We start from the raw sequence: 17,175 nt of genomic DNA on the forward strand, positions 1-17,175 counted from the left end.
AACTCCGTGGCCCCCAACCCGAGCCCGCGTGTGGTGATGGCGCGCCAGATCCTGCGCTGATCGCGGCGCACCAGCGCGACACCCCCCGTGGCCCCCGGCTAATCCCGCGGGGGGCCACGGCTGTTCCCGGGTGTGGGTGATGTCGCGGGCGTTATCTCGATAGTCGCTGCGTAGCGGCCGATTGACGATCGAATTGTGCCTTTTGATTAAGAGGAGAACGGGCCGAGAAATTCAACCGATATCAGAGGGTTATTTATTCGTGCCCTGGGAGCGAATCGTTTCGCTGCCTCCGTGCAATATACCAGGACAGGTGGGATCCAACTGAGCCGTCGGGGTCGTTGAATGTGGCCGATGTCGAATCCTCCTGAGTAGATAAGGGCTGTGAGCTGGCTCTTTGTCCGTCTATAGCAGGAGTCGGCAACATGGTGCATAACGCTGAAACCTTAAGTGGTCCGGGCCGCCGCAGATATTCGAGTGGTCCGCTACTCACGTGCGCGGCCGTGCTTCGGGGGAATACTCGACCTCGTGATGTGGCGAGGTGAAATATGACCGAGGTAATTTTCGGATCCCGCTCGGGAATGAGCTGGTATCCGCTGTCGACCGCCACCGAGACCTCGCGTTTCACACAGGCCACACTGGACGGGATTCGCACCTGGGCCCGCGAGCATCTGACCCAGCCGCTGGGTGAGATCGGGCGTGACGGTCCGGTCTGCCCCTACGTCGGCCCGGCGATGCGGCGCGATCTCATCTGGGTCGGCCGGGTCGCCGGCGCGCAGCCCTGGCCCGCGTACGTGCGGCTGGTGCTCTCCGACGCGCTGGAACTGTTCCCGAAGCTGCCGCCGGACGGCGGTGGCGCCGCGGTGCTGCGCTGCCTGGTGACCGCGATGCCCGAGCTGCACGACTACACCGTCATCGACGACCTGCACGATCAGCTCAAATCGGAGTTCGTCGAACGCGGCCTCATGCTCGGTCAGTTCTACCCCGGCTGCACCCAGCCCGGCCTGTGGAACCGGGAATACCACCCGCTCGACTCCCCGATCCCGATGCTGGTGGTGCGCACGATGATGGCCACCGACTTCCCGTTCCTGATCTCCCGGCCGGAGTGGATGTCGGCCTACGTCAAGAAGTTCGCGCCCGGCCTGCCCGCGCACGTGCGGCGGGTCGTGGTCGGCAGGCTCATCGCGAACGCGAACGCCGAGGTCCCCGCGTACTACGACGAGGAACTGCACGGGGCGATCGCCGGGAGCAGCGGGCGATGACCCGCGAACTGTCCACCGCGCCGACGACCGACCCGGCAGCGGTCGAGGAGTTTCCGCTCTCGCCCGCCCAGCTGGGCATGTGGTACGCCCAGCAGCTCGACCCGGCGGTGCCGCTCTACGAGGCGCAGTACATCGACATGCGCGGTCCCCTCGACGTCGACCTGCTCGTCGCGGTGTCGAAGCAGGTCAGCCGGGAGTTCGAGTCCGGGCTGCTGCGGCTGGTCGACACCGGCGACGGGCCGCACCAGGTCGTCGACCGGCGGATCGAGCTGACGATGGCCGTCCTGGACTTCAGCGACGCCACCGATCCCGAGGACGAGGCGATCCGGTGGATGCGCGCCGATGTCGCGGCGCCGATCGATCTGCTCGGCGACCGGCTGGTCATGACGGCGCTGCTGCGGATCGCGCCCGATCGGGTGCTCTGGTACTCGCGCGCGCACCACATCGTCATCGACGGTTTCGCGTCGGCGACGGCGCTGTACCGGGTCGCCGAGCTCTACAACGCGGCCCTGGCCGGGCAGCCGCCGAAGCCGAGCGTGGCGGCCGGGTTGCGCACGGTGCACGAGGCGGAGACGCGCTATCGCGACAGCACCCGCTACACCGCCGACGCCGAGTACTGGACGCAGCGGATCGCCGACATGCCGCGCCGGTGCAGCCTCGTCGACGCCCCGGCGCCCGCCCATGCGCTCGGCCGCCAGCACCGCGCCGAGCTCACGCCCGCGACGAAGGCGCGCCTGGACGCGGCGGCGGCCCGCTACGGTGTCGGCACGGCCGGGCTGGTGATGACCGCGCTGGCCGTCTACTACGCGCAGGCCACCGGCACCGACGACGTCGTGCTGAGCCTGCCGGTGTCCGGCCGCACCACCGCCATGCTGCGCCGATCCGGCGGCATGCTCGCCAATGTGGTGCCGCTGCGGGTGCCGGTCCGCGCCGACAGCACCGTCGCCGAGCTGGTCGACGTCATCCGGGTCGAGGTCTCGGGCGCGCTGCGGCATCAGCAGTTCCGGCACGAGGAGATCCGGCACGGCGACGGGGCGGCCGAGGCGGGCGGGCGCGGGTTCGTCGGCCCGGTGGTCAACATCATGCTGTTCCCCACCGAGGTCGATTTCACCGATGTCGAGACCAGCCTGCACGTGCTGACCTCGGGGCCGATCGAGGACCTGTTCGTCAACTTCTATCAGCACGGCGCGCACAGTCCCGTCCACGTGGACTTCACCGCCAACCCCGACTGCTACGACGCGGAAACCCTGGCCCGCCACCACGAGCGCTTCCTGGCGCTGTTCGACGCGATCATCGACGCCGAGCCGGAGACCGCGGTGCGCGCGCTCGACTACTTCCTGCCCGACGAACGACCGCTGCGCGCCGGGCTGCGCGGTGCGCCCGCACCGGCGCCCCGGCTGCTCGTGGACGTGCTCGAGGCGGGGATGGCGACGGCGGGCCCGGCGGCCACGGCGGTCGTCTACGGCGACCGCGTCCTCGATTACGCTGCGCTGGATCAGCTTTCGGACCGGCTGGCGCGGCAGCTGGTCGCGGCCGGCGCGGGTCCGGAGACCGCCGTCCTGGTGGCGTTGCCGCGCTCGGTGGAGTCGGTGGTGGCGTTCTGGGGTGTCGTGCGTTCCGGGGCGGCCTACGTGCCGGTCGGCGTGCAGAACCCCGCACCGCGCCTGGCCACCATGGCGGCGGAATGCGGTGCGCGGCTGGGGATCACGACCGCGGACCGGCGCGCGGAGCTGCCCGACACGGTGACCTGGATCGCGCTCGACGAACCCGGCGCGGACGACCTCGGCACCGCGCCGTTGCCGCGCGCCCGGATCGACAACCCCGCCTATCTCGTGTTCACCTCGGGCTCCACCGGCACCCCCAAAGGTGTCGTGGTCACCCACGCGGGCATCGCCGGGCTGGCCTCGGCCGTGCGCGACGCCTACGGCGCCGACCGTGATTCTCGCGTAGCGCACTGTCTCAACCCGAGTTTCGACGCTTCCCTGCTCGAACTCCTGGTCGCCTTCACCGCGGGCGCCACCCTGGTGATCACCGACGCGGCCGCGGGCGCCGAACTGGCCGCCGCGATGCGCGATGCGGCGATCACCCACCTGTGCTCGACGCCCGCCGTGCTGTCGTCCCTGCCGCCGGACGCGCTCGACGGCGTGCGCGCGGTGTCCACGGGCGGGGAGGCGTGCCCGCCCGAGGTGGTGGCGCGGTTCGGCACCGGCCGCGCCCTGATCAATTCCTACGGGCCGTCCGAAACGACGGTGGCGGCGACCTTCACCGAACCGCTGGCCACCGGTCACCACACCGGCATCGGGTCGCCGGTGCCCGGTGTCACCCTGCGGGTCCTCGATCATCTGCTGCGCCCGGTGCCCGCCGGAACGCCGGGCGAGTTGTTCATCGCCGGTCCGGGACTGGCGCGGGGCTACGCCGGGCGGGCCGCCGCGACCGCGCAGCGGATGGTCGCCGATCCGTTCGGCGCGCCGGGCGCGCGCATGTACCGCTCCGGCGATCGGGTCCGGTGGCGCGCCGTCGACGGCACGTTCGTCCTGGACTACCTGGGCCGCACCGACTTCCAGGTGAAATTGCGCGGGATGCGGGTGGAACCGGGCGAGATCGATGCCGTCCTGGCGACCTGCCCCGGCGTCGACTTCGCGGTGACGGTGGTGCGGACCGGGGCGTCGGGGCGCGACGTGCTCGCGTCGTACGTGGTGCCGGTGCACGGGATCGGCGACCTCGACGGCGCGGCGCTGCGCGAATACTGCCTGCACCGGCTGCCCGCACACATGGTGCCGAGTTCGGTCACCGTGCTCGCCTCGCTGCCGCTGACCGGCAACGGCAAGGTCGACCGGCGGGCGCTGCCCGAGCCTGCGGTGGCGCCGTCGGCACCCGCCGCGGCAGGCCCGGAGCGGGCCCTGTGCGCGCTGTTCGCCGAGGTGCTCGGGGTGCCCGAGGTGGGGCCGGGGGCGTCGTTCTTCGCGCTCGGTGGTGACTCGATCCTGTCGATCCAGCTGGTGTCGCGCGGCCGGTCCGCCGACCTGGTCTTCTCCGCGCGCGATGTGTTCGAGCATCCGACCCCGGCCGAGCTGGCCGCCGTCGTCGCCGTGCCGGGGGAGCGGGCGGTGCTGCGCGAATTGCCCGGTGGCGGTGTGGGTTCGGTGCGGCGGACGCCGATCGTGGACTGGTTGCTGACCCAGCCGGGGTGGCGGCGGTTCGCGCAGACGATGGTGCTGGCGCTGCCGCCCGACATCGATCGCGCGCGGCTGACCCGCACACTGCAAGCCGTGGTCGACCAGCACGACATGCTGCGGGTCCGGATCGTCGACGGTGACCGGCTCGAGGTCGCCTCGCCGCGGACGACCGACGTGGCCACCTCGGTGGAGCACCGGCCCTGCGCGCGGATCGAGCCCGGCGACATCGCGGCGGCCACCGCGGCGGCCGTGGACCGGCTCGACCCGGCCGCGGGCAGCGTGCTCGCCGCCGTCTGGCTCGATCCGGGCTCCGGCGGGCGGCTGGTGCTCGCGGTGCATCACCTGGCCGTCGACGCGGTCTCCTGGCGCATCCTCATCGCCGATCTGGTGGCGGCCTGGACCGCCGTCGAGGCGGGCGCCCCGGTGCGGCTGCCGCCGGTCGGCACCTCCGTGCGGACCTGGGCGGAGGCGCTCGACACCGGGGCCGACGCCACGACATGGACCGAGCAGCTGGACTACTGGTGCGACGTGCTCGGCACCCCAGAGCCGCGCCTCGGCGCGCGTGCCCTCGACCCGGCGCGTGACGTCGGCGCCGGACTCGACCGCGTCGAGGTCGTCCTCCCACCCGCGATCGCGGCACCGCTGGTCCAGCACCTGCCGACCGCCCTGCGCTGTGGTGTGGAAGAGGCGCTGCTCGCGGCGCTGGTATCCGCGGTGCGTGCGCATCGTGGTGAACCGGGGCCCGCGCTGCTGATGCTGGAGCGGCACGGCCGTGACGAGACCGTCGTGCCGGGGGCCGACCTGTCGCGCACGGTCGGCTGGTTCACCAGTCAGTTCCCGATCGCGCTCGATCCGGGTACCGATCCGGGGCCGCTGGCGGCGGTGGCCGCGGTGAAGGAGCAGCTGCGCGCGGTGCCGCGCGGCGGGTTCGGGTTCGGCCTGCTGCGGCACCTCCGCCCCGCGTCCGCGGCTCGGCTCGGTGCGGCGGGGAGCCCGCAGATCGGGTTCAACTACCTCGGCCAGATCGCCGACGCGGATGCCGAAGTTCCGTGGCTGCCGGTCGATATGGCGCAGCAACTCGGTGGTGCCGGTGGGGGCGAACTGCCGGTGTCGACCGTGCTCGCCGTCGACGCCGCGACCCTGGACGGGCCGGACGGGCCGACGGTGCGCGCGGTGTGGCGGTTCCCGGCCGATGTCATCGCCCGCGAAGCGGTGGAGCGGATCGCCCGGCACTGGGTGTCGACGCTGGAATCGATCGCGCGCGCCGTCGCCGAGCCCGGCGCTGGCGGGCTGACCCCGTCGGACCTGCCGCTGGTGCGGGTCACCGGCGAGGAACTGGACCGCTGGCAGCGCCGCTACGACGGTGTCGCGGACGTCTGGCCGCTGTCGCCGTTGCAGCAGGGACTGCTGTTCCACACCCGGCTGGCCGCCGGGCACACCGACAAGTACATCGTGCAGTCGGAATTCGCGCTGGCGGGCCCGGTGGATCTGGATCGGCTGCGGACCGCCGCGACGGCACTCGTGCGCAGGCACGCCGCCCTGCGCACCGCGTTCGTCACGACGGCGAACGCCGCGGTGCAGGTGGTGCTCGACGAGGTCGAGGTGCCGTGGCGGGTGCTCGACGCCGACCCGGCCGACTGCGCGGCGCTCGCGGCCGCCGAACTCGCCCGCCCCTTCGATCCCGAACAGCCCCCGCTGCTGCGATTCCTCTGTCTGCGTTGCGGTCCCGACGACGTGCGCCTGATCGTCACCAATCACCATCTCGTCCTCGACGGCTGGTCGATGCCCCTGCTGCTGGGCGACCTGCTCGCGCTCTACGACGGCACCGCGCCCCTCGGCGAACCGGAGCCCTATCGGCACCACCTGGAGTGGCTGGTCCACCAGGACTTGGCCGCCGCCAGGGCCGCGTGGACGGACGCGCTCGCCGGACTGTCCGGCCCGACCCTCGTCACGGCCGCCCGCGTCCAGCGAACGCACGGCGCCGAACCCGTCGACCTGCGGGTGACGGTGCCGCTCGCACCGGACACCACCGCCGCGCTCGACCGGCACCGCGCCGCCGGTATCACCACGAACACCATCGTCCAGGCGGCCTGGGCGCTGCTGCTGGCGGAGCTGACCGGGCACACCGACGTGGTCTTCGGCGCCACGGTATCCGGCCGCCCCGCCGAACTGCCCGGCGCCGATCGCATCGTCGGCATGCTGGTGAACACCCTGCCCGTGCGCGTCGCCCTGATCCCGGACGAGCCGGTCGGCGCGCTACTGGCGCGCGTCCAGCGCGAACAGGGCGCGCTCGTCGACCGGCACATGGTGGGGCTCAACGAGATCCAGTCCGCCACCGGGCTCGGCCCGCTGTTCGACACCGGCATGGTCTTCGAGTCCTACCCGATGGACGCCGAGTCCCTGCGCGCCGCCTCGCACCAGGCGCGCCTGCGCGTCACCGACTTCCACGGCCGCGACGGCACCCACTACCCCCTGTGCCTGGCCGCCCACGACCGCGGCGACCTGCGCCTCACCCTCACCTGCTCTGACCGCTACTTCGACGACACCGAGGCCACCGCCCTCGCACACCGCCTGTCCCGCATCGTCGCCCGGCTCGCCGACCCCGCGACCCCGGTCGCCGCGGTGCGCGGCATCGAGGGCGCCGAGGTCGTCCGCACCCGGCCGCGACCGATCCAGCTGCTGCCGGAATTGCTGGCCGCTGGCGCGGGCGCAGGGGGAGTCGCCGTCGTAGGATCCGCTGTCGCGCAAGCGATACCGGTGAGCCGACGGGGATCCGGGCAGGACAGCAGGCAATTCGAGACCGGCACACGCGATGGGTCAGGCCAGGGCGGGGCGGTCGTCGGGCACGGACTCGGTGCTGGGCGCGGCGCCGTCGAGAGCGCTGCTGTGGCGACCCGTCCGGGGGTCGGCGTCGGGAGTGGGGTGGCCGAGCTCGGCTACGTCGAGCTCGATGATCGGTCGAATCGATTGGCGCGCACGCTGATCGACGCCGGTGCCGGGCCGGAGTCGACGGTGTTGATCGCCCTGCCGCGATCGCCGGAGTGGTTGGTGGCGGTCTGGGCGGTCGCCAAGGCGGGTGCCGCGTTCGTGCCCGTCGATGTCGAGCATCCGGCCGAGCGGATCGCCGCGGTCGCCGAGGGCAGTGCCGCCAGGCTCGGGCTCACCGTGGACACGCATCGGAATACCTTGCCGGACACCATGTCCTGGCTGGTGCTCGACGACGCGGCGACCGCGGACCGGGTGGCCGCCCACTCGGCCGATCCGGTGACCGACGCCGACCGGGTGCGCCCGCTGCACGCCGGGCACCCCGCCTATCTGATCTACACCTCCGGCTCGACCGGCACGCCCAAGGGCGTCACGGTCACCCACGCCGGACTCAGCGGACTCGTCGAAGGCGTCGCCGCGCGGCTGCGGCCGAGCCGGCGCGACCGCTTCCTGCTGTGCATGAACCCCGCCTTCGACGCCTCGATCCTGGTGTGGCTGACCTGCTGTCACGCCGGGTCGACCCTCGTCCTCGCCCCGCCGGCGGCCACCTCGGGCGACGACCTAGCCCGGGTGATCACCGACCAGCGGGTGACCCGTCTGGTCGCACCGCCCGCCGTCCTCACCACGCTGCCGACCACGGCCGTCGCCGGTGTGCGCACCATCGTGACCGGTGGCGAAGCCTGCCCACCGGAGTTGGTCGCCCGCCTCGGTACGGGCCGGACGATGCTGAATTCCTACGGCCCCGCCGAGTCGACGGTGGCGGTGACGCTGAGCGCCCCGCTGACCCCGGACGACGCGGCCGACCTCGGGGCCCCGCTGCCCGGCTGCGCGCTGGCGGTTCTCGACAGCTGGCTGCGCCCGGTGCCCGAGGGCGCGGTCGGCGAGCTGTACCTGATCGGCCCCGGCCTCGCGCGCGGCTATGCCGGTGCGGCCGCGCGCACCGCGGAACGCTTCGTGGCCAACCCGTTCGGTGCCCCCGGCGAGCGGATGTACCGCACCGGCGACCTGGTGCGCCGCACCTCGGCGATTCGGCTGAACTATGTGGGCCGCAACGACTCCCAGGTGAAGCTGCGCGGAATCCGGGTGGAGCCGGGCGAAGTGGACGCCGCGCTGCTCGCCGCGCCCGGCGTCGCGCTCGCCGTCACCGTTCCCCGGCCGGGTCCGGCCGGTGACCAGATCCTGGCGTCGTACGTCGCCCCGATCGCCGGCGCCGAGCTGACCCCGACGGCGCTGCGCGAGTTCCTGGTGCGGCGGCTGCCCCGGCACCTGGTGCCCGCGACGGTCACGGTGCTGGACGCGCTGCCCGTCACCGGCAACGGCAAGGTCGACCTGCGCGCGCTCCCCGAACCCCAGCTCACGCGCGCGCCGTACCTCGCCCCGATCGGCGCCGAGCGACTGGTCGCGCAGGCCTACGCCGCGGTCCTCGAGCACCCGGAGGTCGGCGCAGACGACGACTTCTTCGCCCTCGGCGGCGATTCGCTGTCGGCCGCGCGGGTGGCGGCGCGCCTCGGCGCGGAACTGGGTGTCCAGGTGCCGGTGCGGCTGCTCTTCGAGGCCCCGACCGTGCACGGGCTCGCGGCCCGGCTCGGTGGCGAAGCCGTGCTGCCCGCCGGGGTGCTCGGCGGGCCGAGCGCGGGGCCGCGTCCCGACCGGATCCCGCTCGCGCCCGCGCAGCGGCGGATGTGGTTCGTCAACCAGTACGACCCGGCCTCCGGCGCCTACAACATCCCGGTGGTCCTGCGGCTGACCGGACGACTCGACCTCGCCGCGCTGCGGGCCGCGCTGTCCGACGTGGTCGAACGGCACGAGGCGCTGCGCACCGTGTACCCCGGCCACGACGGCGTCGGCTACCAGGTGATCGTGGCGCCGGACCGGCTCGCCGACCGGTTCGAGGTCACCGACATCGACCCGTCCCGGCTGCCCGCCGCGGTCCTCGCCTGCGTCACCGAGGGTTTCGATGTCGCCGCCGCGGTTCCCGTGCGGCTGCGGCTGTTCCGCGTCGGGCCCGAGGAACACGTGCTGGCCGTGGTGGTGCATCACATCAGCGCCGACGGCTCCTCGATGGGGCCGCTCGCCCGCGACGTGATGACCGCCTACACCGCGCGCGCGGCCGGGTCGTCGCCCGCGTGGCCGGAGTCCGCGGTGCAGTTCGCGGATTACACCCTGTGGCAACGGGATCGGCTCGGCGGTGCCGACGATCCCGAGTCGCTGTCGGCGCGCCAGCTCGCGTACTGGACCGACACCCTGGCCGGGCTCCCGGACCGGCTGGAACTGCCCGCCGACCGTCCCCGCCCACCGGTCGCCTCCCTGCGCGCCGGCACCGTCGCCCGCACCGTCGACCCGGAGCTGCGGGCGGGTCTGGAACACCTCGCCGCGACCCGCCGGTGCTCGCTGTTCATGGTCCTGCACAGCGCGCTGGCCGTACTGTTCGCCCGCCTCGGGGACACCGCCGACATCGCGGTCGGCACGCCTGTCGCCGGTCGCGGGGTGGCCGAACTCGACGATGTCGTCGGCATGTTCGTCAATACCGTGGTGCTGCGCACCGAGGTGTCCGCCGCGCTGCCGTTCACCGACCTGCTCGACCGCGTCCGCCGCACCGACCTGGACGCCTTCGCGCACGCCGACGTGCCCTTCGAGAACCTCGTCGACCTGCTCGAACCCACCCGTTCGGCGGCCCGCCACCCGCTGATCCAGGCCATGCTGATCTTCCAGAACCTTGGCCGCGCCGAGTTCGCGCTGCCCGGCCTCGGCGTCGAGGCGGTCGAGCTGGACCAGCAGAGCCTGCGCTTCGATCTCAGCCTCACCGTGGGCGACGACAGCGCCGACGGGCTGGCGGTGCGCCTCGGCTACGCCACCGACCTGTTCGACGCGGCCACCGCCGCCCGCTTCGCCGACCGCTGGCTCCGTATCCTGCGGGCCGTCGTCGCGAATCCCGCTGTCCCGGTGGGTGATATCGATCTGCTCAATGCCCGCGAGCGCACGATCCTGCCCGGGACGCCACTGCCCGCCGTCGTCGCCCCCGCCGTCCTGCCCGACCTGCTCGCCACCGCCGTCACCACCAATCCGGACGGCATCGCGATCATCGACGGCCCGGCCCACCTCACCTACCGCGATCTCGACGAACACTCGAACCGCTTGGCCCGCACCCTGATCCGCGCCGGGGCGGGCCCGGAGACCCCCGTGGTGATCGCGGTGCCCCGCAGCGCCGCCTCGGTCACCGCTGTCTGGGCCGTCGCCAAGACCGGCGCCCCCTTCGTCCCCGTCGACCCCGCCTACCCCACCGACCGCATCGCCCAGATCATCACCGACTCCGGCGCCCACCTGGGCATCACCACCCGCGACGCCGCCTCGATCCGCCCCTGGCTAGAGGCTAAGGGCGCGCTCGGCCTCATGACTACCGATGACGCGGTAACCGGCGGCAACGGCGACGGGCACCTCGTCGGCTCCACGATCCCCGGTGTGCGATGGCTGGTCCTCGACGACCAGGCCGCACACGCCGTCTCGCCCGAGCCGATCGACCCCGCCGAACGCCTGGCGCCTCCTGGACTCGCGCACGCCGCCTACATCATCTTCACCTCCGGCTCGACCGGCAGGCCGAAGGGCGTCGTGGTCACCCACGCCGGGCTGGCGAATCTGGTTGCCGCGCAGCGGGAGCGGATGAGTATCACCCGTGACTCCCGGGTGCTGCACGTGGCCTCGCCCGGTTTCGACGCCGCCGTGCTGGAACTGCTGCTGGCCGCGGGCGCCGGCGCCGCGCTGGTGGTCGCCGGGCCGACCGCGTACGGCGGGGCGGAACTCGGTGAACTGCTCGCCGGGGAACGGGTCACCCATATCGCGCTCACACCGTCGGCGCTGAGCTCGGTGGACACCGTCGACCACGAGCACCTGCGGGCGATCGTCACCGGCGGCGAGCCGTGCCCGCCGGAGCTGGTCCAGCGGTGGGCGGCGCCGGGGCGGGTGCACTTCAACGACTACGGGCCGACCGAGGCCACCATCTGGGCGACCGGCGCGGGCCCGCTGCTGCCCGGCTGCGAGATCACCATCGGCACCCCGATTCCCGGCCTGGCCGCGCTGGTCCTCGACGACCGGCTGCACCCAGTGCCCGACGGCGTCACCGGCGAGCTGTACCTGGCCGGGCCCGCGCTGGCCCGCGGCTACCAGGGGCGCCCCGATCTCACCGCCGCCCGTTTCGTCGCCGACCCGTTCGGCAGGCCGGGCGAACGGATGTATCGCACCGGCGATCTCGTGCGCCGCCGCGCGGGCGCGCTGGACTATCGCGGTCGCGGCGACCTCCAGGTGAAGCTGCGCGGGCTGCGGATCGAGCTCGGCGAGATCGAGTCGGCGCTGGCCGCCGAGCCCGCCGTGCACCAGGCCGCCGTGACGGTCTACACCGACTCCGCCGTCGGTGAGCTACTGGTGGCCTACCTGGTACCGGAACAGGCCGGTCAGCTGACGGTGGAGTCGGTGAAAGCCGCCCTGGCGCTGCGCCTTCCGTCGTACATGGTGCCGTCGTCGTTCGTCGTCCTGGACGCGCTGCCACGCACCGGCAACGGCAAACTGGACCGGCGCGCGCTGCCGGCCCCCGACATCAGGTCCGGCCGGTTCCGGGCACCGGTCACGGCGGCCGAGCGAGCGGTGGCCGACACCTTCGCCGACCTGCTCGGCGTGCCGAAGGTCGGCCTGGACGACGACTTCTTCGCCCTCGGCGGCAACTCCCTGATCGCCACCAGGATCGCCGCCCGCCTCGGCGCCGCCCTGGACGCCCGCGTGCCGGTGCGCACGGTCTTCGACGCGCCGACCGTCGCCGAACTGGCCGCCGCTCTCCACGCCGACGCGATCCCACCCGGCCCGCGCCCTGGACCACGGCCGCGCCCCGACCGGATTCCGCTCTCGGCCGCCCAGCGGCGGATGTGGTTCCTCAACCGGTACGACCCGGACTCGCCCGCCCAGAACGTGCCGATCGCGGTCGAGGTGAACGGTGAGATCGACCCGGTGGTGCTGCGCGCGGCGATCGCCGACGTGCTGGCCCGCCACGAATCGCTGCGCACCGTGTACCCGATCGACGCCGACGGCGACCCGTACCAGGATGTGCGCGGCACGGAAGCCGAAGTGACACTGAATGTCTCGACGATCACCCCCGATCGGATCAGGACGGCGGTGACGGCCGAGATCGCGCGGGGCTTCGACCTCACGAGCGAAGTGCCCGTGCGGGTCAGCCTGTTCCGGATCGCCGACCACCGCTCGGTCCTGGCGGTGACCATGCACCACATCGCCTCCGACGGCTGGTCACTGGCCCCGCTCACCCGCGACGTCGCGATCGCCTACGCGGCCCGCCGCGCGGGCGCCGCGCCTACCTGGGCGCCGCTGCCGCTGCAATACCCCGACTACGCGCTGTGGCAGCACGAATTGCTCGGCGACGCCGACGATCCCGGCAGCGTGGCGTACCAGCAGCTGGCGTACTGGCGCGACCGGCTCACCGGCCTGCCCGAGGTCTCGGCGCTGCCCAGCGACCATCCGCGACCCCCGGTGCTCACCCACCGGGCCGGACTTGTCGAGTTCGACATCGACGCCGCGATCCAGATCCGGCTGCGCGAACTGGCGCGCTGGCACGGCGTCAGCGTGTTCATGGTGGCGCACGCGGCGCTGGCGGTACTGCTGGCGCGGCTGTCCGGGACCGAGGAGGTGGCGATCGGCTCGGTCATCGCGGGCCGTGGCGCCGGCGAACTCGACGATCTCATCGGCATGTTCGTCAACACCCTGGTCCTGCGCAGCCGGGTGCGGTCCGAGGACACCTTCGAGACCCTGCTCGCCGCGACCAAGGACGGCGACCTGGACGCCTTCGGCAACGCCGACGTCCCCTTCGAACAGCTCGTCGAGGTGCTGGCCCCCACCAGGTCCACCGCGCACCACCCGCTGTTCCAGGTGCTGCTGGTCTTCCAGAACTTCGACCGGGAGTCGTTCGACCTGCCCGATCTGCACGTGCGGCCGATCGAGATGCCGCCGGTCGGCGCGAAGTTCGACCTCGAGTGGATGCTGGCCGAGGAGTTCGGCCCCGACGGCGCGCCCGCGGGCATGTCGGGCACCCTGACCTTCGCCCGCGACCTGTTCGAGGAGTCGACCGCGACGACCCTGGCGCACCGGTTCGCCGACGTGCTCGACGCGGTCACCACCGACCCCGGCCTGCTGGTCGGCGCGCTCGATGTCACCGCGCCACCCGGCACCGTCGTGCACGCGCTCGCCCCCGCGCCGGTGCATCGCACCGACCTGCCCTATCGGCCGCCGGTGACCCCGACCGAGCAGGCCGTCGTCGCCGCGTTCGAGACCGTGCTCGACGTCGACCGGGTCGGCCTGGACGACAACTTCTTCGAGCTCGGCGGCACCTCTATGGTCGCCGTCCGGCTGGTCGCCCAGGTGCGCGAGCTGCTCGGCTTCCCGATGCCGGTGCAGTGGATGTTCGGCGATCCGACGCCGGGCGCGCTCGCCGCGCGCATCGCCGCGTCGGGGGACGACCCGGTCGATCCGGCCCTGCGGACACTGCTGCCGCTGCGCACCGGTGGCACCGGTCCGGCGCTGTTCTGCGTGCATCCGGCGATCGGCGTGGCCTGGTGCTACGCGGGCCTGTCCGCGCACCTCGATTCCGGCTTCCCGGTCTACGGCCTGCAATCACCGGGGATCGCGGCCGAACAACCCGACCGGCCGCTGCGCGACCGCGTGGCCCACTACGCCGACGAGATCCAGGCGACCCAGCCCGAGGGACCGTACCGGCTACTCGGCTACTCCGCGGGCGGGCCGATCGCGCACGCGGTCGCGGTCGAGCTCCAGCGCCGCGGCGCCCTGGTCGACGCGCTCACCATCCTGGACGGCCGCGCCGATGTCGACCCGGCCAGTGCCGAGGAGATGCCCCCGATGGCGGCGCTGCTCGCCGAGTTCGGTGGGGCCGACCAGGCCGAACAGGCCGCCCAACTGCTTCGCGCCGGCGCTCCCGCCGACGCCGTCGAGCGAACCGCGCCGCCAGTGTCGTCGGCCGATTCCGCGGGGTATCGGGGTACTGCCGCACCGCTGCCCGGCGCCGACAACGAGGTCGGCGCCGGCCCCGGCAGCCTGCTCGACACGATCACCGACGCCGATCTGCGACGGCTCTACGCCGACTACCAGCAGATCGTCCGGGAGGCCGCCGACTACGCGCCGGGCCTGTTCGACGGTGACCTGCTGTTCTTCAGCAGCACCAGCGCCCGCCCCGGCTACGAGCCCAACGCGCACACCTGGCGGCGCTACGTCAGCGGCGAGATCATCGACCACCAGACGGGCCACGAGCACAACCACCTCACGAGCCCCGAGGCGCTCGCCGTGATCGGCCCGATCCTGGCCGGGTACCTGCGCCGCTAGGCCACCAGGTCGGCGTACTCGCGGTGCTCGGCGATGTACTTCTCCACGTACCAGCAGGTGGGCACGACCTGGTAGCCGGCGGCCCGGGAATCGTCGAGGCCGAACTTCACCACGTCGGCGGCCACCCCGCGGCCCCGGTACTCGGGGAAGGTCATGGTGTGGTGGAAGTCGCGGACCTTCGGGTCGTCCCGTTCGGCGTAGTCGGCGTATCCCGCGAGAACGTCGTCGTGGTAGATCTCGTATCGGGTGTCGGCGACGTTGTGCTCGAGCCTGGTGGTCATACCGGATGCTAACCCGGGGCCGGGACGGGTTGTTCCGCTAGAGCACCGCGCCGGGGTTGAGGATGCCCGTGGGATCGAGCGCGTCCTTGATCCGCCGGGTCAGCGCCATCACCTCGGGTCCGACCTGGTCCGGCAGCCACGCCTTCTTCAGCCTGCCGACCCCGTGCTCACCGGTGATGGTGCCGCCCAGCGCGATGGCGAGGTCCATGATCTCGCCGAACGCGCGATGCGCGCGAGCGGTGTTGTCGGGGTCGGTGGGGTCGTGCACGATCAGCGGATGGGTGTTGCCGTCGCCCGCGTGCGCGATCACCGACACCAGTACGTCGTTGCGCTCCCCGATGGCGGCGACCCCGGTGATCAGCTCGCCCAGCCGGGGCAGCGGCACCCCGACGTCCTCGAGCAGCAGCGGTCCGATCCGCTCCACCGCGGGAATCGCGAATCGCCTTGCCGCGGTGAAGGCTTCGCCCTCCTCGGGGTCTCCGGTGTCGAAAACCTCTGTCGCTCCGGCCTTCTCGCACAGCGACACCATGAGCTGCGCTTCGTGCGCGGCGAACTCGCCGGGCGCGTCGGACCGGGCGACCAGCAGGGCGGCGGCCGTGCGGTCCAGCCCCATCCGCATCTCGTCCTCGACGGCGTTGATCGCGACGGTGTCCATGAACTCGAGCATCGCCGGGCGCAGGGTCGAGGTGATGGCCAGGATCGCGTCCGTGGCGGCGGTGAGCGTGCCGAAACTCGCGACCACGGTCGCCTGCGGCGGCTGGGCGGGCAGCAGGCGCAGGGTGAGCTCGGTGATCACGCCGAGCGTGCCCTCGCTGCCGACGAACAGCTTGGTCAGCGACAGCCCGGCCGAGTCCTTCAACCGCGGCCCGCCGAGGCGCACCACCGTCCCGTCGGCCAGCACCACCTCCATCCCCAGGATGTAGTCGGTGGTGACGCCGTACTTCACGCAGCACAGCCCGCCGGCGTTGGTCGCCGCGTTGCCGCCGATCGAGCACATCTCGAACGAGGACGGATCGGGCGGGTACCACAGGCCCTCCGCCGCGACGGCCCGCTTCACCTCCGCGTTGATCAGTCCCGGCCCGACGACGGCGGTCCGGGTGACCGCGTCGACACTGATCGCGCGCATCAGTTCGGTGCTCAGCACGATCCCGCCGTCCACCGCGGTCGCCCCGCCGGACAAGCCCGATCCGGCCCCGCGCGGCACGACCGGCACCCGCCCCGCGTGCGCCCAGCGCAGCGTGGCCGCCACGTCGGCGGTGTCGCGGGCCCGCACCACCGCGATCGGGGTGCCCGCGTCGGGATCGCGCGCCCAGTCCTGCCGATAGCCCGCCAGCAGATCGGGATCGATGACCACAGCCCCCTCTGACACCGCGGAAATCAACGCATCGAGGTCAACCCTGCTCTCGTCCACCCACTCAAACTAACCCGCGGCGACCACCCCGCGCCGGTACTCGGGCCGGACTCGTGAACAGCACGAAGACGCACCGGAGCGTGATGGTCGGTTGACCAATGTGATGTGCGGCCGACCAAGTGAATTCGCGCATGATTGTGATCCGGCGCGCCCGGTTGGTGTATACGGCGTCCAACCCGTCACAATGCCCATAGCGGGTGTGTTCGACGGCGATTCGCCGCCGCGCACCCGGCGTGTTTCGCATTCCGCTCTACGGTGCGCCCGCTCGCGCATCGCACACATCGACGCGCCGCGTCGCACCGTAACTCGCCGGGAGGGGCCGGAAGATGAAGGAACCGCAGGACCGCAACGAGCTGGTCGGCGCCCTGCTCGCCGCCGAGTACGCCGATGCCGGGATCGACTCCGACGCCATGCGCCGGGTGCGCGACGGCGAGCACGAGGAGTGGCTGTCCGCGCTGGAGGCGACCGGCATGTTCGGCATCCGCGCGCTGGCCGAGATCGCCGGCGAATGGACCGCCGACCCGCGCCTGCTGCGCGACGCGCTGCTCGCCGAGGCCGACGAGTTCACCCGCCGCCGCTGCCTGGCCACCTGGACCGCCCTCGGTCGACCGGCCGCCGAGCCGCCGACGCGCGCGGTGGCCGTCGCCGTGCCGCACTGAGGCCGTTTGCCGGCTGCT

The 17,175-nt window shown here is 72.7% G+C and carries 5 protein-coding genes; 3 read left to right on the plus strand and 2 right to left on the minus strand.

Annotation, left to right across the window (positions count from 1 at the left end; all coding sequences use genetic code 11):
• Positions 1-545 precede the first annotated feature (545 nt).
• Both ACFYWJ_RS33750 and ACFYWJ_RS33755 read left to right on the plus strand, forming a co-directional pair.
• Entirely contained in the window at positions 546-1,259 is a 714-nt protein-coding gene (locus ACFYWJ_RS33750) for a DUF6875 domain-containing protein (RefSeq protein ID WP_355283350.1), read from the plus strand.
• Positions 1,256-14,806, plus strand: coding sequence for an amino acid adenylation domain-containing protein (locus ACFYWJ_RS33755; RefSeq protein WP_355283353.1), 13,551 nt, complete (start codon positions 1,256-1,258; stop codon positions 14,804-14,806). Before ACFYWJ_RS33750 ends, ACFYWJ_RS33755 begins: the two co-directional genes overlap by 4 nt.
• Here the strand turns inward: ACFYWJ_RS33755 and ACFYWJ_RS33760 are convergent.
• Both ACFYWJ_RS33760 and ACFYWJ_RS33765 read right to left on the minus strand, forming a co-directional pair.
• Positions 14,803-15,087 (minus strand): GNAT family N-acetyltransferase, encoded by a 285-nt coding sequence (locus tag ACFYWJ_RS33760; RefSeq protein WP_355283356.1) that lies wholly within the window; start codon positions 15,085-15,087, stop codon positions 14,803-14,805. The genes ACFYWJ_RS33755 and ACFYWJ_RS33760 overlap by 4 nt on opposite strands.
• 37 nt (positions 15,088-15,124) lie before the next feature.
• Complete coding sequence (locus tag ACFYWJ_RS33765) at positions 15,125-16,456, minus strand: FAD-binding oxidoreductase (protein ID WP_387160389.1); 1,332 nt, start codon at positions 16,454-16,456, stop codon at positions 15,125-15,127.
• A gap of 368 nt (positions 16,457-16,824) precedes the next feature.
• Between ACFYWJ_RS33765 and ACFYWJ_RS33770 the strand changes: the two genes are divergently transcribed.
• Positions 16,825-17,157 (plus strand): hypothetical protein, encoded by a 333-nt coding sequence (locus ACFYWJ_RS33770; protein ID WP_355283362.1) that lies wholly within the window; start codon positions 16,825-16,827, stop codon positions 17,155-17,157.
• Positions 17,158-17,175: the final 18 nt, after the last annotated feature.

The organism is Nocardia sp. NPDC003269 (assembly GCF_042888005.1).
Taxonomy (GTDB): domain Bacteria; phylum Actinomycetota; class Actinomycetes; order Mycobacteriales; family Mycobacteriaceae; genus Nocardia.